Annotated in this window: 16 protein-coding genes; 10 read left to right on the plus strand and 6 right to left on the minus strand. The window is 62.7% G+C overall.

Annotated features, from left to right (window positions below):
* Window positions 1-19: 19 nt before the first annotated feature.
* Both HY17_RS01315 and HY17_RS01320 read right to left on the minus strand, forming a co-directional pair.
* Window positions 20-694 carry a DNA-3-methyladenine glycosylase I gene (locus HY17_RS01315; RefSeq protein WP_034761392.1) on the minus strand — a complete coding sequence of 225 codons (675 nt, stop codon included), beginning with the start codon at window positions 692-694 and terminating at the stop codon, window positions 20-22.
* 12 nt (window positions 695-706) lie between these two features.
* The gene (locus HY17_RS01320; RefSeq protein ID WP_034761394.1) at window positions 707-1,840 is read right to left on the minus strand and encodes an iron-containing alcohol dehydrogenase; all 1,134 of its coding nucleotides are present in this window, start codon (window positions 1,838-1,840) and stop codon (window positions 707-709) included.
* A 307-nt stretch (window positions 1,841-2,147) separates the two neighbouring features.
* On the opposite strand from HY17_RS01320, the gene HY17_RS01325 reads away from it, so the two are divergent.
* Both HY17_RS01325 and HY17_RS01330 read left to right on the plus strand, forming a co-directional pair.
* Window positions 2,148-2,819, plus strand: a complete 672-nt coding sequence (locus HY17_RS01325; RefSeq protein ID WP_034761396.1) for an OmpW family protein — start codon at window positions 2,148-2,150, stop codon at window positions 2,817-2,819.
* A 136-nt stretch (window positions 2,820-2,955) separates the two neighbouring features.
* Entirely contained in the window at window positions 2,956-4,791 is a 1,836-nt protein-coding gene (locus HY17_RS01330) for a dipeptide ABC transporter ATP-binding protein (RefSeq protein ID WP_034761398.1), read from the plus strand.
* A 3-nt stretch (window positions 4,792-4,794) separates the two neighbouring features.
* Here HY17_RS01330 and HY17_RS01335 read toward each other — a convergent pair whose 3' ends face one another.
* A complete protein-coding gene (locus HY17_RS01335; RefSeq protein WP_034761400.1) occupies window positions 4,795-5,274 on the minus strand; it encodes a hypothetical protein in 480 nt (159 codons plus the stop codon).
* 134 nt (window positions 5,275-5,408) lie between these two features.
* Between HY17_RS01335 and motA the strand changes: the two genes are divergently transcribed.
* The 4 genes from motA to HY17_RS01355 are packed head-to-tail and all read left to right on the plus strand — an operon-like array spanning window position 5,409 to window position 9,876.
* A complete protein-coding gene (gene motA / locus HY17_RS01340; protein WP_034761402.1) occupies window positions 5,409-6,284 on the plus strand; it encodes a flagellar motor stator protein MotA in 876 nt (291 codons plus the stop codon).
* Between the two features lie 38 nt (window positions 6,285-6,322).
* Window positions 6,323-7,333, plus strand: a complete 1,011-nt coding sequence (locus HY17_RS01345; protein WP_034761404.1) for an endonuclease/exonuclease/phosphatase family protein — start codon at window positions 6,323-6,325, stop codon at window positions 7,331-7,333.
* Between the two features lie 48 nt (window positions 7,334-7,381).
* Window positions 7,382-7,906: a hypothetical protein gene (locus HY17_RS01350; protein ID WP_034761406.1), complete on the plus strand. Its 525-nt coding sequence runs from the start codon at window positions 7,382-7,384 to the stop codon at window positions 7,904-7,906.
* Window positions 7,907-7,941: 35 nt separating this feature from the next.
* Window positions 7,942-9,876 carry a sodium:proton antiporter gene (locus tag HY17_RS01355; protein ID WP_051599508.1) on the plus strand — a complete coding sequence of 645 codons (1,935 nt, stop codon included), beginning with the start codon at window positions 7,942-7,944 and terminating at the stop codon, window positions 9,874-9,876.
* Window positions 9,877-9,985: 109 nt separating this feature from the next.
* On the opposite strand, the gene HY17_RS01360 is transcribed toward HY17_RS01355, so the two are convergent.
* Window positions 9,986-10,714, minus strand: coding sequence for a M48 family metallopeptidase (locus HY17_RS01360; RefSeq protein ID WP_034761407.1), 729 nt, complete (start codon window positions 10,712-10,714; stop codon window positions 9,986-9,988).
* A gap of 69 nt (window positions 10,715-10,783) precedes the next feature.
* Between HY17_RS01360 and HY17_RS01365 the strand changes: the two genes are divergently transcribed.
* Window positions 10,784-12,403: a hypothetical protein gene (locus tag HY17_RS01365; RefSeq protein ID WP_034761413.1), complete on the plus strand. Its 1,620-nt coding sequence runs from the start codon at window positions 10,784-10,786 to the stop codon at window positions 12,401-12,403.
* Window positions 12,404-12,488: 85 nt separating this feature from the next.
* Window positions 12,489-13,310, plus strand: coding sequence for a TIGR00282 family metallophosphoesterase (locus HY17_RS01370; RefSeq protein ID WP_034761414.1), 822 nt, complete (start codon window positions 12,489-12,491; stop codon window positions 13,308-13,310).
* A gap of 2 nt (window positions 13,311-13,312) precedes the next feature.
* On the opposite strand, the gene HY17_RS01375 is transcribed toward HY17_RS01370, so the two are convergent.
* The gene (locus tag HY17_RS01375) at window positions 13,313-14,890 is read right to left on the minus strand and encodes an oleate hydratase (RefSeq protein ID WP_034761416.1); all 1,578 of its coding nucleotides are present in this window, start codon (window positions 14,888-14,890) and stop codon (window positions 13,313-13,315) included.
* A gap of 191 nt (window positions 14,891-15,081) precedes the next feature.
* Entirely contained in the window at window positions 15,082-16,608 is a 1,527-nt protein-coding gene (locus HY17_RS01380; RefSeq protein WP_051599509.1) for a murein L,D-transpeptidase, read from the minus strand.
* A 742-nt stretch (window positions 16,609-17,350) separates the two neighbouring features.
* Between HY17_RS01380 and HY17_RS01385 the strand changes: the two genes are divergently transcribed.
* Window positions 17,351-17,911 (plus strand): carboxymuconolactone decarboxylase family protein, encoded by a 561-nt coding sequence (locus tag HY17_RS01385; protein WP_034761418.1) that lies wholly within the window; start codon window positions 17,351-17,353, stop codon window positions 17,909-17,911.
* A 138-nt stretch (window positions 17,912-18,049) separates the two neighbouring features.
* Complete coding sequence (locus tag HY17_RS01390; protein ID WP_034761420.1) at window positions 18,050-18,625, plus strand: TetR/AcrR family transcriptional regulator; 576 nt, start codon at window positions 18,050-18,052, stop codon at window positions 18,623-18,625.
* Window positions 18,626-18,699 lie beyond the last annotated feature (74 nt).

Raw genomic sequence — 18,699 nt, forward strand, 5'->3', positions numbered from 1 at the left:
GGCCCAGATGAGTTGGTCGTCAGCCGACGCTCAAGGCGAGCAGTCGGCTGATCTGGGCGCGTGGCAGGCCGCTGTCATCGTGATAGGCGTTGATCGCGTTCTGAAGGGCGGTGAGGTCGCGCTTTGACGTGGCCTGCGGCTTGTCCAGCACGCCTTCGCGCACCAGCGCTGCGCAGACATGGGAAGAGGCAATCCAAGCATCCCAGCCCGCAAACCGGAGGAAATATGCACCGGTCGCCCCGCCAAGACGGGAGCCACGCTTGTTCAATGCTGTCATCAGGCCGAGCTGGTCATTCGCCGGCCAACTGGCAAGGAAGTTCCCGAAGCCGCCTTCCTTCGCCTCCACGTCCGCAACGAATTTCGCATTCTCCAGCGTGGCCTTGATCTTCTGGCCGTTGCGCACGATGCGTTCGTCCGAGACCAGACGGTCCAGCATCTCGTCGCCGAAGAAAGCGAGCCTGCCGGGATCGAAGCCTTCGAAGGCCGCTTCGAACCCGTCCCACTTCGCGTCGATGACTTTCCAGTTAAACCCAGCATTGAACACACAGCGTGTCATGACCGAGAGCAAACGGTCGGCGGACACTTTCGAAAGGTCCGCCACCGTGTGCGAGTTTTGCGACATCTCCAGCGCGTTCGCCCTTCCGCCATGATGGCCGGCGGCCATCTTAAGGATCGGGGCGAACTTTCGCGCCATGAGTGAGGCTCCTTATCCGAGCGCGGTCTCGTAGACCTTTGCGTAATCGTCAGCACTCATAGGCTTCGGATTTCCGAAGTGCGCAAGGTCTTTCAGTGCGTATTCCACGATGCCTTCGGCGTCTTCCATGCCAAGGCCCAATTCCTTCAGCGTGGCGGGAATGCCGATGTCTTCATTCAGTTTCGCAATCGCGTCGGCGAGGTCTGCGCCTTCCTTCAGGCCCATGACCTGGCGCAGGCGGGCGTATTTTGCGTCTGCAGCCCCTTCATGGAAGCGCAGGATGTGCGGCAGGAAAATCGCATTCAGCGTGCCATGGTGCAGCTTCTTGTCCTTCAGGCGCCCGGCTGCATGAGACAGCGCGTGGACACCGCCAAGCCCCTTCACGAAGGCGAGCGCGCCCTCATAGCTGGCCATCATCATGTGCCAGCGGGCATCTGGATCGGAGCCGTCCTGAACGGCTTTCTTCAGCCAGCCGCCGCCAAACGCACGACAGGCGCCATCATAGCCAATACCCTCCGCAGGCGGATTGACGGCCGGGGCCAGCACCGCTTCGATACAGTGGGTGAGGGCGTCCATGCCGGTCGCGGCGGTCAGGATGGCCGGCAGGCCGAGCGTCAGGTCCGGGTCGCAAATCGCAGTGGCCGGGATCAGGTTCGGGGACACGATAGTTTCCTTGCGCCCGTTCTCCAGGATCACGACGGTACCGACAGAGACTTCAGAGCCCGTGCCCGCCGTTGTCGGAATGGCGATCAGCGGCGGGATTTTCTTGATCTTTTTCGCGCCGCCGGTGATTGCGGCATAGGTTTCCAGTGGATCGGGATGGCTGACCAACAGGCCGATGGCCTTGGCATGGTCCATGGACGAGCCGCCGCCAACGGCGATCAGACCATCGGCGCCGCTGGCCTTGTAGGCTTCCGCCGCCTGCTTGGCCTGGGATTCCAGCGGGTTGGGAACAGTGTCGGCAAATACGCCCGCCGGAGCCATGCCGAGCGCGTCTTCCACTTTCGCCAGGATGCCGACGGCCTTGATGCCGGGATCGGTGACGATGAAGGGGCGGGTGATCCCCAGAGTCTTTACGACATTCGGCAGCTGCTTGAGCGCGCCGGAGTCAAAAATACAGGTGGTCAGGAAGTTCAAAACAGGCATGGGTGCGGCTCCTCAAATACAGCGCGCGCACTCTTGCGGAGGGAGGGGACAAGACGCAAGCCCCCGGCAGATGGATGCGGCGTTCCGCCCTGACGAACACAATAGGGTTCACCGGCGTTAACACATCCCATCTCGGGTTGCGTTCTGTGAATTTGCATGAGCGCAAAGCCCCTCACAATTCGGGGAAATACCTAATTGCGCGGCCGTGTCGCGCGGCACCTCGGCGCGCGTCAAACTGGCTAATTATATCTAAAAAAACAGGGGTCTATCTCCTGCCCATCGGCATTCTTTTCATGGAGGGAAAGACATGAAACGCCTCTTCTGTGCCGCGCTCCTGGCGAGCGCAACTTGGACAACTTTTGCGGGGGCCGCAGCGGCCGAAGGCAATCCGTGGATGATCCGCGGCCGTGTCATCGGTGTCATGCCAAGCGAGTCGGCTGACCTGTCGGTCGCCGGTGCTGCGCTCGGCGGCAGCGTCGACATCAGCGACGAATACGTCCCTGAACTCGACATCACCTACTTCTTCAACAAGAACATCGCTGCCGAGCTGATCCTGGCGACAACGCAGCATGACGTGACCGCCACGAACGTGGCTGCCGTTGGTGGTGCTGACGTGAAACTCGGCGATGTGTGGGTTCTGCCCCCGACGCTGACGCTGCAATACCACTTCGACAATGGCGGCAAGTTCAAGCCGTATGTCGGTGCCGGCATCAACGCCACGCTCTTCTACAATGAAGACGAAGGCTCCACCGCCGACAGCATCGACTATGACTCGAGCATTGGTCCGGCGCTGCAAGTCGGCTTCGACTACGACCTTGATGGCGTACCGGGCGGCTGGGCATTCAACGCCGACGTCAAGAAGATCTGGATCAACAGCGACGTCACCGTCGACTTCACCACCGCCCTCGGCGCCACGGTGAAAGCCGATGTGGACATCAACCCGACGGTTGTTGGTCTCGGCTTCGGCTACAAGTTCTAAAGTCTCCCTGAGCTTCCGTTTATATCCCTTTTCTTTGCGGAAGACTTGGTAACTTGGCCGCGTCCCTCCCCGGACGCGGCCATTTTTCTGCGCCCGATTGTTGCGCGCCTGTCCGCGGCCGCTACAGATGAAGGCCATGAGCATACTCTCCGTGAAAGACCTACGGGTCACGTTCGACACACCCGATGGCGCCGTGAACGCCGTCAAGGGCATCAATTTCGATCTGGCCGCCGGCGAATGCCTTGGCATCGTCGGGGAAAGCGGCTCCGGCAAGAGCCAGTCGGCGCTTGCGACGATGGGGCTTCTGGCTGGCAACGGGAAGGCCACCGGCGAGATCCTGTTCGATAGCACCGACATGCTGACCGCCCCGATCCAGACGCTGCGCCAGATCCGAGGCGCGCGTGTCTCGATGATCTTCCAGGACCCACTGACCAGTCTCACGCCCCATATGACCGTCGGTGCGCAGATGCGCGAAGTGCTGGCACTTCATACCGGCGAGAAGGGTGAGGCGGCCGACAAGCATTGCGTCGAATGGCTTGAGAATGTGCGCATTCCTGAAGCCGTCCGCCGCTTGAACCAGTTCCCGCATGAGCTATCCGGCGGCATGCGCCAGCGCGTGATGATCGCCATCGCCATGCTGTGCAATCCGGAAATCCTGATCGCCGACGAACCGACCACGGCGCTGGACGTCACGGTGCAGGCGCAGGTGCTGGAACTGATGGACGAGCTGAAGCGTGAGACGGGCACCGGTATTGCGCTGATCACGCACAATATGGGCGTCGTCGCCCGTATGTGCGACCGGGTCATCGTCATGCGCCATGGCGAGATCGTGGAAGAGGGGAGCACCGACGAGATCTTCTACGCGCCGAAGGCCGACTATACGAAGATGCTGCTGAACGCGGTGCCGCGCATCGATGAGGCAGACCGTCCGGGCCGCGCGGCCCTGATGCCGCCGCCGGCAGACAGTGCCGAACCGCTGCTGCGGGTCGAGGACATGAAGATCCATTTCCCGATCCAGGTGAAAGGCGGCCTGTTCGGCAAACGCAAGCCGCTGAAAGCGGTCGATGGCGTGTCCTTCGACCTGAAGCCCGGCGAGACGCTGGGCGTCGTCGGCGAATCCGGTTGCGGCAAATCCACGCTTGCGCGCGGCGTGCTGAAGCTCATTCCGCCGACGGACGGAACGGTCGCCTGGCTGGGCCGCGACATCACCAAGGCGGGGCAGAGCGAGATGAACAGCCTGCGCGACGATCTCCAGATCGTCTTCCAGGACCCGCTGGCCAGCCTCGACCCGCGAATGTCGATCGGCGCTTCGATTGCCGAGCCGCTGCAGGTGCACCAGCCGCAGCTCTCAAAGGCCGAGCGCGAAGCGAAAGTGCGCGAGATCCTGCCGCGCGTCGGCCTCGATCCGGCCCTCATCAACCGCTATCCGCACGAACTCTCCGGCGGCCAGAACCAGCGCGTCGGCATTGCCCGCGCGATGATCCTGAAGCCGAAACTGGTGATCTGCGACGAGGCCGTCTCTGCACTCGACGTGTCGGTGCAGGCGCAGGTCGTGGACCTGCTGATCGAGCTTCAGAAGGAGTTCGGGCTGGCCATGATCTTCATCAGCCACGACCTCGCCGTTGTGCGCCAGATCAGTCACCGCGTCATGGTGCTCTATCTTGGCCGTGTGGTGGAGCTGGCCGGGCGCGGCGCGATCTACACCGATGCGCGCCACCCTTACACGAAGGCCCTCATCGCCGCCGTGCCGAATGCGGACCCGAAAAGCGAGAAGGCGCGCGAAAAGCTGAAACTCTCCGGCGACCTGCCAAGCCCGCTCGACAGCCGCGCGGCCCTGCGCTTCATGAAGTCCAAACTGGTCGATGATGCAGATGCGGAACAATACCGCCCGCAACTCGTCGAGGTTTCCCCCGGCCACCTGGTGGCAGAACATGACGCGATGCTGGGCACCGAAGGGCTGGTCGCGGGCTGACGCTCAGCCCCCGGTCTCGTCCGTCTCCGGATAACACGGGCCGTCATAGACCGGCAGGCGAATGTCCATGACAGAGCGGTTGGCGTAGGCGATGCAGGCCTGTCCGAACCCGCGGATCACGTCCGTCGCCTTGTTCTCGGCCCAGGAATGCGCGCAGGCGGCCTGGTCGGCGGCGGGGCTGTCGGCTGAAGTGCCGGGCTGCTGCTGCGCGGTGATGAAGTCCGACACACAGCGTCCATACACTTTCACGCCCAGCAGGAAGCCGTCGCGCAGCGATCGGGCATCTTCCATCTCGCCGGCAGACTGGAATTCCACGCCTGAAAAGTCCGGCACGGCCAGCGTACCGCAGGATTTGGCCACGAGGCCGCGCCCCTCTTCACTGATCTCCGCCGGGCAGGTGCGATAGTCACCCGCCGCCTGCACCGGCTCTGCCGCGGCGGGCAGGGTGGCCAGAAGACAGATGGCAAAGGTCGCAACGCGCATGACGGAACTCCACTCGGGTTCTGTTTTTATAGACATAATCGCGCGCCGGGGCACGCCCTCTTGCTCATCCGGGCGCAACCTTGGCTTAAGACCCCCGTGCGAAAGTGGTGTATTCTTCGCGAAGGAATGCGTCCTTGCCTCAGCTGATCGGCCTTGTCCTTGTTGTCGCGCTCGTCTTTGGCGGCCTTGTGTTCACGGGCGGCCACATGGCGATGGAGGCGCTGCCCCTCGAACTCGCCCTGATTGGCGGGGCCGCCGTGGGTACGCTGGTCATCGGCAATTCGCCCGCCGTCGCCAAAGAGGCCGGGGCGGGGGTGCTTAAGGCGTTCACCGGCGCCAAATGGCGGCAGGAGGACTACCAGTCGATGCTGGTCCTACTCGGCACGCTGATGCGCAAGGCCCGAAGGGGCGGCTTTGTCTCCATCGAGGCCGACATCGAAAACCCCATGGAGTCCGAAACCTTCGCCGCCGCGCCCACCATCCGCGACGATGAGGCGGCCCGCTCCCTCATCTGCGACGCCTTCCGCCTGATGGCACTGGACCTGTCGGACCCGGCCCGCGCCGAGGCGCATATGGACCAGTCGATCCATCAGAACCTTGGCCGCCGTATGAAGGCCGTCGCCGCGCTGCACACCGTGGCTGACGCTCTGCCGGCGCTCGGCATCGTGGCCGCCGTACTGGGCATCATCCGCACCATGGGCTCGATCGACCAGTCACCTGCCGTACTGGGCGCGATGATCGGTACGGCGCTGCTCGGCACCTTCCTCGGCGTGTTCCTCGCCTATGGCGTGGTCGGGCCGCTGGCCGCGCGTTTCGGACAGGTCGTCGAAGACGAAGCCGTCATGCTGGAAACCGCCCGCACAACGCTTGCCGCCTTCGGAAGTGGCATCCAGCCCGGCATCTGCGTCGAACTCGGCCGCGCCTCCATCCCCGCAGACTTCCGCCCGGATGCGGGAGCAGTAGAGCGCGCCTCGACTGCTGCGCGCTTTGCGGGGCGCAGGGCGGCATAGATTGACCCCGCCGGCGACGCACCTAAACACTCCCCGGAATGCCTGTTCTCCGCCTTGCCACGTTCAATTGCGAAAACCTGATGATGCGCTGCGATTTTGCCCATACGGGCATTGCGCGGGCCCGCGAGCGGCTGACCGAGGTCGACGATGCGGTGGTCGCGGAGCAGGTGGATTCGGTCTTTGACGTCCTTTCGGAGGATGACCGGACGCTGACCGCCGAGGCGCTGGCGGTCACGCAGGCCGAGGTTTGCGCCCTGCAGGAGGTGGAGAACCTTGTCACGCTGACCGCGTTCGACACGCGCTACCTGGCGCGCTGGTCCGGGGCCGAGTTCGATGAACGCGTCCTCCTGGAGGGGAATGACTCCCGCGGCATTGATGTCGGGCTCCTGTCGCGCCTCCCGGTGATCCACTATCGCAGTCATGCGCGGGAGACCTATGGCACGCTTGGGCTGAAGCCGCCAAATGGACTGAGCGTCAACGACTATGCCTTCCGGCGCGACTGCCTTGAGGCGGATATCCTGAAGGACGGGTGCGTGCTGACGCTTTTCGTCTGTCATTTCAAGTCAATGTTCGGCGGCCGGCACAGGACCCGCGCCATCCGGGAGGCCGAAGCGCAGGCCGTGCGCCTGATCATTGAGCGCCGCTTTCCGGATCCCGCCTCTGCCGAATGGGTGATCCTTGGCGATTTCAACGACTATTTCGAACGCGACGGGCAAGCCCTGCACGATCATGGCCTCGGCCCCCTGATCGATGACGGGTTTGCTGTCGACCTCGTCACCCATTCCGTCGCCGACCCGTATGACCGGTGGACCCACCACTATAATGGCGACGACACATATGGCGCGCTGGACCATATCTTCCTCTCCCCGGCACTTGCGCAGCGCAATGCGAGACCACACGTACGCATCGTTCGTGCGGGAACCCCTTTTCGCGCGCGGCGTTATGAGGGGGCACGTTTTCCTGGCGTAGGCTGGAGCGAGCCGAAGGCTTCGGACCATTGTCCGCTGGCCACGACACTGCAGTTTGAAGGACGCCCGCTGGAGCCGTAAGATCTGTTCCGGTAACGCACTTTCCCGAATGTTTGGAGGCCCGCAGCCATGTCCCGTTTAGACAAGCTGGTCGAGACCGTTGAGATCTATCAGGCGCTGGCCACCGAGAATTACGACCGGATTCGCGGCCTCGCCGAACAGATCCGTGGCGGCCTGTGTGATTATATCGGCATGGGCGAGATACCCTGCGTCTACCTGGTGCCGCCAACGGGCCAGTTCGAGCCGAAAGCCTATGGCGATGCCGCGTTTTCGATGCCGCCACGCGGATTCCGTACGCTGTCACCGGTGGCATTCGGCCTGGCTGTGCGCCTGTCCCGTGGCAATGACTGGCTGCGCATCACGATGGAATGCCGGAAAGTGGGTGAGACCTTCAAGGTCAGCATCGAGGACGGTTCGGAATACGAATTCAAGCTGCCAATCAGTTTCGAGACCCAGCTGCCTTTCTATGATCACATCTACTCCCACATTCTGAACTGGTTTACCGATCAGATCGAACGCTACAAGAATGGCGAATACGGCAGCCGGGTGATCGGCTTTGACTTCGCAGATGACACGAACCAGCAGGACGTTTAGGTTTCCGCTGGGGCATCACCTGAGATGGGATACATATGAACGGCTTTGAGATTGCCCTGGCGAGTGCGGGGTCAAGCGAGCTTATCTTTGCCTGCGCCCTGATCGGCGCGCTGGGGATCGGCGCGCAATGGCTCGCCTGGCGGCTGCAGGCGCCGGCCATCGTGCTGATGGCGCTGGCAGGCCTTGCCGTCGGCCCGCTCTGGGCCGTGATTTTCGGTGAGGCACTGCTGGACCCGCAGCGCGTGTTCAATGGCGGCGGCAAGGAGCTGCTGCGCCCCATCGTGTCGCTGGCTGTGGCCGTGATCCTGTTCGAGGGCGGCCTTGTCCTGAAATTCGAGACCCTGCGCGAAGCTGGCGCCGCCGTGCGCCGGATGGTCTTCCTTGGCGGACCTCTGGCCTGGTTTCTGGGTTCGCTCGCGGCCCGCTATGTGGCCGGACTCGATTGGGGCAGCGCCGTTGTGTTTGCGGGCGTACTGGTGGTTACCGGGCCGACGGTGATCATGCCGCTGCTGCGCCAGTCTAAGCTGGGTGGCCGGGCAGGGGCCTTCCTGAAATGGGAGGGCATCGTCAACGACCCGGTGGGCGCCTTGTTCGCCGTTGCCGCCTTTGAAATCATCCGAGTTGCCGCGACCGGCGAGTCCATTCTCGGCAAAGGCGCGATGATCGTCTTCGCCGCGGCACTGGGCGTCGGCCTCGGCATCGCCTTTGGCCTCGGCATGGTGCGCGCCTTCCGTCAAGGCTGGACGCCGGAATACCTGAAAGCGCCGATCATCTTCGCCTCGATCATCCTCTGTTACGCCATGGCCGAGATGATCGAGAAGGAGATCGGCCTCGTCGCCGTCACCGCCTATGGCATGACGCTGGCCAATTCGCGCCTCGCTGGCCTCAATGAGCTGCGCAAGTTCAAGGAAGATATCGCCGTCCTGCTCGTCTCCGGCGTGTTCGTGATCCTGACGGCAAACCTGACGCCGGACGTGATCCGGCGGGCGCTGACCTGGAACACGCTCGCCTTCCTGATGGTGATGCTGTTCGTTGTGCGCCCGCTGTCTGTCTGGATCTCGACCTTCGGCACGCTGAAGCGGAACGAGGCGCTGCTGCTCGGCTGGATTGCGCCGCGCGGTGTGGTTGCCGTGGCCGTCTCCAGCCTGTTCGCGACCCTGCTCGCCGATCTCGGCCGTCAGGGCGATTCCAAATTCTACTTCTCCGGCGCCGAACAGATCACGCCGCTGGCCTTTGCCATGGTGTTCACGACTGTCGTACTGCACGGCTTCACCATTGGCCCGCTGGCCCGGCGTCTGGGCCTCGCCCGCAAGGAGCGGCCAGGCGTGCTGCTGGTCGGCGTCAATCCGTGGAGCATCGATTTTGCCCGCACGCTCAAGGATATCGGCATCGAGCCGATCCTGGCGGACAATACCTGGCGGCGCCTGCGCCCCGCGCGCGAAGCCGGCCTCAGCACCTTCTTTGGTGAGGTCCTGTCGGAAGATGCCGAAGTGCGGCTGGACCATTCGGCCTTTGACCAGGTGCTCGGCCTGTCGGCGAACGAGCCCTATAACGCGCTTGTCTCCAGTCATTTCGCGCCGGAACTCGGCCGCCACAAAGTGTTCCAGCTATCGGCCCAGGAGACCGAGGAAGACGATCACCGCACACTGGGCCTCTCCACGCGTGGCCGCACGCTGATCCGCCGGGGCCGCAGCTATGATAGCTTGATCCGCGACCATTATCGCGGCTGGGAATTCTCGAAGACGCGCCTGACCGAAACTTACGATATCGAGCACTTCAAGCGCGACCGCCCGAAGGCCGATATCGTTGCAGAGCTCCGTCCGGACGGCACGCTGAACTTCCTCGGCCCTCATCGTGAGGTGAAGGGCGGTGAAGGCGTGATGCTGATCAGCTTCGGCCCACCGCGCGAAGCAGAGACCCCGGCAGCCGAGGCTGTGGAAGAATCCTCCGAGTCTCCGGCCACCGCCTAACGCAAGTAGAGTATGGAATCCGTATTGTGTACTGAGGTGGGTTCTGCGCACGAGTTCTCCCGCCGCTGGCGCACCTTCCCAAGGGGCCGGGTCTTTGTTTTTATGCGGATTATTCTCCGGCGGCCTGCAGGCCTGCCCCATGGGTGCGCAGCCAGGACCTGTGACGCTTCCAGTCCGGGCAGCATCTGGCCACCTGTGCCCAGAATTTCGGCGAGTGATTCATCTCAAGGATGTGAGCGCATTCGTGCGCGGCCACATAGTCCAGCACGTCCGGCGGGGCCATGATCAGGCGCCAGGAAAAGGAAAGCTGCCCGTCATGCGTGCACGACCCCCAGCGCGAGCGCGTATCCTTCACCGAAATGCTCTTGTGGACGACGCCAAGTGTGGCCGTGTGGCGCTTTACCGCGCGGGTCAGGTCCGCCCGGGCCTGCTTCTTGAGGAAGCGCATCACACGCAGGTCCATCGTCTCCGGGTCACCCGGAACACTCAGTAATCTCGGGGAAATTTCGTCTTCAGGCCAGATTTTCGCGATCCGTCCCTCGCCTTCCGAGGTGAGCTGGAGCGGGGCGCCTCGATACTGGATCATGGCGCCTTCCTCGAACCGGACAGGTTCCGGCAGGTGCTGCAGGCGCATCGAGATCCAGTCGGCGCGTTCTGCAGCAAAGGCTGCAGCATCCTTGATCTGTCGGCGTGACGGGGCGACGGCGACGGCCTCGCGGCGGCGTTCATCGAGGCGCAGAATCAGCCGTCTGGCCTTGGCATTTACCTCAAACCGGACCCGCACACGATGCCCGTTCGGGGCACGTAGTGTCATTGTCTGGCCATTGTTGTAGGTCATTGCTAAGACTTCCGCTCAAACGCCGGATTCGCGTGCATTCCAATACCCAATTATTCAGAGGGCCAACATATGAAATATTTGCTGACGGGCGTTGCCGCCATCACAATGCTTACGGCTTGCGGGCAGAAAGACAAGCCGGATGACGCCGCCGTGCCGTCAGGAATTGTGTTCTCCGAATCCAAGATTCCATCCTACTCAGTCCATAAAGGAGATGCAGGATCGGCTGCCGCCGCCCTCGCCGCCATGTCGCTGGAAACTTCCGGCTCCGGCAATGTCACCTGGGACAAGCGGGCCCTCAATGGCGACAAGGCCGTCTTCACCGGCGTCACCATCGTCACGTCCGCCTATGAGGCCGACGATGAGGACGAGATCTCCGAGCTTGATGGCGCGGACCTGACGGTTGCAACGCTTGAACTGGACGGTCTCGCCATGCTGGACGGTGAGCCGAGCTTCTCCCGTATCCTGCTCAACGACATCACCTTCGTGCCGACAGATCCGGACGAGGCCGAAAATGGCTCCGGCAAGATCGGCTCCATCGACCTCGTCAATCCGTCTCCGGAAACCGCCAACTGGGTCGCCAGCCTGTTCTCCGAAGATGAAGTGCCGGACCTGCCGGAAGGCGACGCCCTCGCCTTCGACCATTGGGCCGTCAAGGATGTCGATTTCCGCATCGACGATCCCGATGGCGAAGAGGGCACCTTTACCATCGGCACAATCGAAGTAACGGGTCTCAAGGAGCAAGCGGCCGCCCTGATGAAGCTGGACGGCCTGACCTTCGATATGTTCGACCCGGTCGAAGATACCAAGATGAAGCTCAATCTCGCCTCTATCGAGATGCGCGGCGCAGACCTTGGCCTGCTGACCGATGCATCAGAAGACGCGGCAGACCCGGAAGAGGTCTCGCAGATGATGAATCTGGCGGGGCAGGACCCGGCCAATCCGGGCTATGAATCCCTGACGCTCAACGGCTTCGACATGGACATGGCCGGCGTGAAGATCGACCTGCCGAAGCTCGTCTCCGCCGTTGGCCGTGACAAGAAGAACGGTGTCGTCGCCGTGAAGACCGAGCCGTTCAAGGTTTCTCTCACCACGGATGAAGGCAAATATGGCGAGCAGCTGGCCGGCCAGCTGGCCATGCTGGGCTATCAGGAGCTGGAACTGTCCGGCGCCGGATACCAGACCTATGACGAGGCCTCCGATCTCACCACCTATAAAAAGGGTGAGAACTTCTGGGAGCTGAAGGACGGGTTCCGCATCGATTTCGGTGCGCAATATGCCGGCGCCAAGGCCATGGCCGAGGCAGACGCATCCGACGATCCGGCGGACATGCTGGGCGATACGCTCGACAACATGATCATCCACAATATGGAACTGTCGATCGACGATGACGGCTTCATGGACCGGGCTTTCAACGCTTATGCCGCCCAGTCCGGGCAGGACCCGCAGGAGATCCGCAACCAGCTGACCGGTCTCCTGGCCATGGCGCCAATGATGGCGGCTGGCAGCGGCATCGATCCTGAGCTGCTGACCGAGGCCTCGACAGCGCTTTCCAGCTTTGTGACCAGCCCCAAGACGCTGACCATCAAGCTCGCTCCGGCCGAGCCGCTGGCCATGTCCACGCTGGCCGACATGGAAGACCCGTCGGCCCTGACGAAAGAGAAGCTCGGCTTCTCCGCCGCCAACGAATAGGCTTCCTGACCACATGAGGAGCGCGCGCATCCTTCTGGGTGCGCGCGCTTTTCTTTTTTGCGGGCCGGGTGCATAGCGTATCGCCATGAAAATCGCATTCTTCGGAGACGTCGTCGGAAAGCCCGGCCGCCAGGCCGTGTTGGACCATCTGCCGGGCCTGAAAGCCCGCCTGCAGGTCGACTTTGCCATCGTCAACGCAGAGAACGCCGCCGGCGGCTTTGGCCTGACGAGCGCCATCGCGGAAGAGTTCTTCAATGCGGGGGCGGACTGTCTGACCCTTGGCGACCATGCCTGGGACCAGCGCGAGGCGCTGACCTATATCGAGCGGGAGCCGCGCCTCCTGCGCCCCGTCAATTATCCTGCCGCGGCCAATGCGCCGGGGAAGGGGGCGCATCTCTTCGCCCTGCCGGATGGCCGCCGCATCGGCGTGATCCAGGCGCAGGGCAATGTGTTCATGAAACAGACGATGAGCTGCCCGTTCGACGCCGTGGACGCTGCGCTCGATTCCATGCCGCTCGGCGCCGTGGCCGATGCCATCGTGGTCGACATGCATTGCGAGGCGACGTCAGAGAAAATGGCCATGGGCCACCATTGCGACGGCCGCGCCAGCCTCGTTGTCGGCAGCCACACCCATGTGCCGACCGCCGACACGATGATCCTCGAAGGCGGCACGGCCTACCAGACCGATGCCGGCATGTGCGGCGACTATGACAGCGTCATCGGCATGCAGAAGCAGATCTCGCTCTATCGCTTCCAGACCCAGCTGCCCGGTGACCGCTACCAGCCGGCCCTCGGCGAAGGCACGCTCTGCGGCACCTATGTCGAAACCGACGACCGCACCGGCCTCGCCATCCGTATAGAGCCGATCCGCATCGGTGGCAGACTGAGCGAGATGGTTCCGGGCTGAGTCTATCCGGCGAGGATTGTCCGCAGGGCGCTTGCAATCACAATCGGGTTGCGGTCTGTCCGCTTCACGGGTGGCGGCGGATTGCCGCCGGCCAGCCTGTGCACGGCCGTCATGGCGGAGCGGACGGAGTATTCGACCGTGAAGACGACATCGTGCGGTTGTTCGCAATACTGGCCGAGGCAGGCGAAGTTGCTGGCGCCTGCAGGCACGACATCCGGCCGGTCGCCAGCGCGTCGCGGCATGAACTGGCTGGTGATCAGCGGCATCATGCAGGGCCGGACGATGGCATCGCAGAACATTGCGTCTGCCTCGTCGCCGAGCCGTAACTGGCCCGCAAGCTCCGCCAGGATCTCGTCGCCCGAGCACTCTGCCATCGGCTTCTTCACGAAGTCACCCTCCCGGTCGCCGAGCAGGCCATAGCCCCAGAAGACATAGGTGCCATCTGCCTGGCGACGGAAGTGCGGCTGGTGGAGCATAACGAAGCACAGCATCCAGCCAGAATCGGCGATGGTCACCAGGCCGCCCGTACCAGTCCGGTTGCCGGAAAAGCGCTCCATGTGATCGACGAAGGCCGGATTCTTCAGGGTCACCGTGAAGGATTCCCAGCGTGTGCGCGTAACGTCCGGGCAGAACAGGTCCGGCCGTCCGAATACGGGCGTCTTCGCCGCGAGGTTTTGCCACAGCGTCCAGGCGCTCTCCGTCTCCGGGGCGGGCGGGGGCGCCGTGTTCGACCCCTGAACCGAATTGGCCGTCATCGAGCCGAGCGTAAAGAAGACGCGGTCATGTTCGGAAACCGGCATGGTCTCGCGCCGCCCGGCCCGGTCGAGAATGAGTTCGGCGACGCTGAGCGCCTCTCCCGGCCCGTCAAGGCTCGCATCGACAATCTCCGTGCCCGTCGCGAACGTCACGCCCCGTTCTGTCAGCCAGTCCACGATGGGCGCGATCAGCGAGTCATACTGGTTGAACCGCGTCCTCAGAACGCCTTCCATACGGGTGAAGCCTGGGAAGAGGTGGATGAAGCGCTTCAGGTAACGCGCGAGCTCAATCGCGCTGTGCCATGTCTGGAAGGCAAACATCGTGCTCCACATGATCCAGAAGTTCGACTGGAAGAAGGCCGCATCGAAGCAGTCCTCAATCGCCTTTCCATCCAGCGTCTTTTCTTTCGCCAGAATCAGGCGAGCCAGGTCCCGCATGTCGCGCAGGCGCAGGCCGAGGCGCGTGTCGGCCTTCGCGCCATTCCGGATAAGCCGGCAGCGAGAAGATCCGGGTACGTCCCGGTTGAAGGCGAATATGTCCTCCTTCGCTGACAGACCGTCCGGCAATCTGCTCGGAATGGATTGCAACAGGTCGAAGGTGCAGATGAAGTTCGGCTCGAACATCCGCCCGCCGCGCACGAGATAGCCTATGTCCGCATCGCCGGACCCGTCGAGGCTGCCGCCGAAGCGGTCTTCCTTCTCGAAGATCGTGACCTGCTCGCCTGCAACGTTAGCATCGCGGATCAGGAACACCGCCGCCGCCAGCGAGGCGATCCCGCCCCCGGCGAGATAGTAATGCGCAGGCCGTTCCGGTTCGCGTGTCATCTGCCGCCCTCCCTGACGGGTTCAGCTGCCGCGGGCTGTGTTATTTCTTCAGCGCGGCGCTTATCGGATCAGACAGCGTTTTCGCCGCCCTGCCAAGTCGGCGATCGCTGTTAGGGAAGCGCACTTGTAAAGCATCATCACCTCCCGCGCCGCTGAAGCCCAAAGGAAATCGTGCAGGGTGATTGATGGTGCTATTCAGGTGCAGATTGCAGGGCGGTGAGAACGGCGGAATCTCTGTCATAGATATCATCCAGGTAGCGGATGCCTCCCAGCCCATCACTGACCGTGGTGAGGTAAAGGATATGGACAGGTATGCGCGTGCTGAGCGTGGCGCGTGTTTCTTTGCCCGACGCAACTGCGGCGTCCACCTTTGCAGCATCCCAGCCGGATGTTTCCGACAAGAGCCATTTTGACAGCTCGATCGGGAACTGCGTCCGCAAGCAGCCGGACGAGAAGGCCCGCTGCCGTTCAGCGAACAGCCCCCGCGTTGGCGTGTCGTGCAGGTATACATTGTACGGATTGGGAAACATGATCTTCACCTGACCAAGCGCGTTCATCGGTCCCGGTGCCTGTCGCAGTCGATAGGGGAAGTTCGACGGTTTTAGTGAGGCCCAGTCTATGCTTGCGGGGTCCACAACCTTGTTCGACCGGTCAAGTACCTGGAAGCCCAGTCGTCCTATGGTGCCGGGGTCTTTCTGGAACATGGGCAGTTTGTCCGCTCTGGCCAGACTGTCCGGCGTTTCCCACCAGGGATTAAACACGATGTATTCGATTTCGTCAGAAAACACAGGCGTCCGCCGGTAGGGCTTGCCGACAATCGTCAGGTGCGTACTCTGAGCAATACCGTTTTCGAAGGCTGTTACCTCGAAGGATGCGATATTCGCCCGTAGATGCCGGCGGCCGAGGGAATCGGGCAGCCAGCGCCAGCGCTCGAGGTTGACGCGTAATTGTGCAATCCGAGCCTCAATTCCCTTGTTCAATAGACGAATTGTAGCAGCACCGGCTACACCGTCTGAGTCCAACCCTTCCGAAGCCTGAAAGGTTTCGACTGCGGTTTTTGTGGCTTCGTCAAAATTATCGCTTCCCGCCCTGGCTTCCAGCCGGCCAAGTTGAGACAGGCGGGCGCGCAATGAGGCGACCCTCGGGCCTGACATACCGGATTTCAGTGCCGGCCCTTCTTCCACGGTGATGATTTTCAATGCTTCGGCCGCCTGCTGAGCTGCCAATTCTGCCCGCATCGCCTGATAGACCGGCTGTTGCGGGGCGAGCGCTTCAAGCGTGGCTGATATCTCTCCACTCTCCAGCGCGCTCGACAGGCTGGCTGAAATATCTGCTTGCCGGGCAGGAATGGTCCAGCTTGGCTCGATACTCACAGGATTCAGCTTGCCTTGCAGCAGGTGGGAGGCGGCCATCAGCCATGCGGCAGTGGCCAGCCGGTCACGCTCTGCGGGGTCTCCGCGCGCAGCTTCCAGCGCGCCGAGATTGTAATCTTCCGGATTCAGACCATGACTCGAAATGCCTTTCAGGGCGGAAAGCAGCTCGTCGAAATTCTCATCGGACCAGACCTGTTCGATCCCGGCCTCTTCATAAAAGGTCTCGGTCACGATGGGCGCAATATCTGCCGCGTGTGCAGTCTCCTGAACCGGCTGGGTTTGCGTACAGGCAGTCAACAGCAATGCGGCAGCCGCCTGGATGATAATAATGGGCTTCGGGCGCATGGAGCTTCCTCTTCAACTGACCGCTTTTCATTCTGGCGGTGAATACGCCGCTTCGTCCAGTCTTAGCTGATGGAGGAGCGGCAGACTAACGTGTCCGGAATGATCCGTTATAGTCAGGCCAGATCATGGCGTAGTCGGATTTCGTCCTGTGGCAGTTATCCCCCGCACGCATCACGCCTCCAATCCTGCCGCCATCATTGCCGCGAAAAGAATTCCATCCGACACCTCTGTACCCGGAGTTATAGTCCGGCACATGTCGCTCTTTCACCCACCCGCCTGGTTCCCGCCGCAGCTCGCCTTTTTCTGGCCTCTGATCTGGGTCCAGGTGCTGATGCTGCGCGCGCATTCCAATGACCGCCTTACCGTCGCGTGCGACGGGCGGGCCGCAGTGCCGGCATATCTCAACTTGCAGCCCCTCTCCCTCTGGAGAGGGGGGATGAGGGGGTATAGGCATTGCCGTATGCCATGCACTCGCTTGTGTTTCGTGGCCCCTCATCCCCAACCCCTTGTCCCAAGGGAGAAGGGGCCTTCACCTGCCGCTGCCGGATACCTGACGCGGCGGCTGACCCCCGAAAACCAAACCCACCTCACCAAGCGCCGTCACGGGCGCCGCACGTGCTGGTGATCACGCTTTTGCGAGCGCTCTTGTTTTGAACCGAACGATCGGTACATAAGCCGGGTCGAAAGACAATAACCCTTCAAACGACCCCTGAAGTCACCCTGATCAAACAAGGAAATTCAAATGTCCCGTATCCCGACCCCCGCCACCGTTGAAGATGCCCCGGCCGCGGCACACGCTTCGCTGAACGGCGTGAAAGCCGCGCTCGGCATCGTGCCGAACCTCTACCGCCTCACCGCCAACAGCCCGGCCGCCCTGGACGGCCTGCTCTCGTTCAACGGCGCGCTCGGCAAGGGCCAGCTGCCGGCCGCAACTCGGGAGCGCATCGCGCTCGCCATCGCGAACGTGAACGGCTGCTCCTACTGTAACTCGGCCCACTCCTACATCGCGGCCAACATGCTGAAACTGCCGGAAGACGAGATCATCCGCGCCCGTGGCGGCCGTGCCTCCGATGCGAAAGCTGATGCGGCTGTGGTACTCGCCCGCAAGATCGCCATCGCCCGCGGCGCCGTGAAAGACACCGATATCACCGAAGCACGCGCGGCTGGCCTGTCGGATGGCGAACTCGTGGAAGTCGTCGGCCACGTCGCCCTCAACGTCTACACCAACTACCTCAACGAGGTATTTGGCACCGAGATCGACTTCCCGGTCGTCACCGCCGAGCGCGTGGCCGAGCCGGCCTGAAGCCAACGCTGAGGAAGCGCCTGACGGGCCCAAAAAGGCCCGGAAGGGGAAGGACGGGGACTCTCCCACTCGTCCTTCCCCGAACGCGCGTCTGAAATCCGCTTTGATTTTACCGGTCAGTTGCGGAAGGGTACACCCATGACCGCTGCTGCCAGAACTTCCCATTCGCGCGACGAGATCGTCCGCAAATTGTTCGACCTCTTCCGCCATCGCGGTTTCGAGGGCGCGGCCCTATCGGACATATCGGAGGCCACCGGCCTTGGCCGCTCCAGCCTCTATCACCACTTCCCGGGCGGGAAGGACGAGATGGTTGCCGCCGTCGCAGACTTCGCCCACGGCCAGATCGAACAGAACATCCTCGCGCCATTGGCCGGGGAAGGGCCGCTGGCGGACCGGGTCGCGGCGATGCTGGAAACGACCAGCGCGATGTATGATTGCGGGCGGGAACCCTGCCTGGTCGCCAGCCTCATGGTCTCGCCGGGCCTCGCGCCGGACTCTGTCGGAAAGGTGCAGGCCATCCTGAATGACTGGATCACGGCGCTGGCTGCTGCGCTGGAAGGCGCGGGGCTCCCGGCGGCCGAGGCGAAGCGTCGGGCGACCGCGGCTATCATCGATATCCAGGGTGCGCTCCTCGTCGCCCGGGCCAGCGGCGATACCGGCGTTTTCACCGATGCCATGGAAACCGCCCGCCGAGACCTGCTCGAACCGGCCTGACTTTCACGCCTGAACCGTCCGGCTTGGCCTGCGGCGCCCCATGCGCTAAAGCCCTGCCTTTCCAGTTTCGAACC

This window comes from Hyphomonas sp. CY54-11-8, assembly GCF_000682735.1.
Lineage (GTDB): Bacteria > Pseudomonadota > Alphaproteobacteria > Caulobacterales > Hyphomonadaceae > Hyphomonas.

Excerpts from the sequence above, each read along its gene's own strand:
- HY17_RS01345 (WP_034761404.1), top strand. The coding sequence starts at position 6,323 with ATGCCTGTTCTCCGCCTTGCCACGTTCAATTGCGAAAACCTGATGATG.
- HY17_RS01365 (WP_034761413.1), top strand. The coding sequence starts at position 10,784 with ATGAAATATTTGCTGACGGGCGTTGCCGCCATCACAATGCTTACGGCT.
- HY17_RS01325 (WP_034761396.1), top strand. The coding sequence starts at position 2,148 with ATGAAACGCCTCTTCTGTGCCGCGCTCCTGGCGAGCGCAACTTGGACA.
- HY17_RS01375 (WP_034761416.1), bottom strand. The coding sequence starts at position 14,890 with ATGACACGCGAACCGGAACGGCCTGCGCATTACTATCTCGCCGGGGGC.
- HY17_RS01335 (WP_034761400.1), bottom strand. The coding sequence starts at position 5,274 with ATGCGCGTTGCGACCTTTGCCATCTGTCTTCTGGCCACCCTGCCCGCC.
- HY17_RS01320 (WP_034761394.1), bottom strand. The coding sequence starts at position 1,840 with ATGCCTGTTTTGAACTTCCTGACCACCTGTATTTTTGACTCCGGCGCG.
- HY17_RS01350 (WP_034761406.1), top strand. The coding sequence starts at position 7,382 with ATGTCCCGTTTAGACAAGCTGGTCGAGACCGTTGAGATCTATCAGGCG.
- HY17_RS01355 (WP_051599508.1), top strand. The coding sequence starts at position 7,942 with ATGAACGGCTTTGAGATTGCCCTGGCGAGTGCGGGGTCAAGCGAGCTT.
- HY17_RS01360 (WP_034761407.1), bottom strand. The coding sequence starts at position 10,714 with ATGACCTACAACAATGGCCAGACAATGACACTACGTGCCCCGAACGGG.
- HY17_RS01315 (WP_034761392.1), bottom strand. The coding sequence starts at position 694 with ATGGCGCGAAAGTTCGCCCCGATCCTTAAGATGGCCGCCGGCCATCAT.
- HY17_RS01390 (WP_034761420.1), top strand. The coding sequence starts at position 18,050 with ATGACCGCTGCTGCCAGAACTTCCCATTCGCGCGACGAGATCGTCCGC.
- HY17_RS01370 (WP_034761414.1), top strand. The coding sequence starts at position 12,489 with ATGAAAATCGCATTCTTCGGAGACGTCGTCGGAAAGCCCGGCCGCCAG.
- HY17_RS01330 (WP_034761398.1), top strand. The coding sequence starts at position 2,956 with ATGAGCATACTCTCCGTGAAAGACCTACGGGTCACGTTCGACACACCC.
- HY17_RS01385 (WP_034761418.1), top strand. The coding sequence starts at position 17,351 with ATGTCCCGTATCCCGACCCCCGCCACCGTTGAAGATGCCCCGGCCGCG.
- HY17_RS01380 (WP_051599509.1), bottom strand. The coding sequence starts at position 16,608 with ATGCGCCCGAAGCCCATTATTATCATCCAGGCGGCTGCCGCATTGCTG.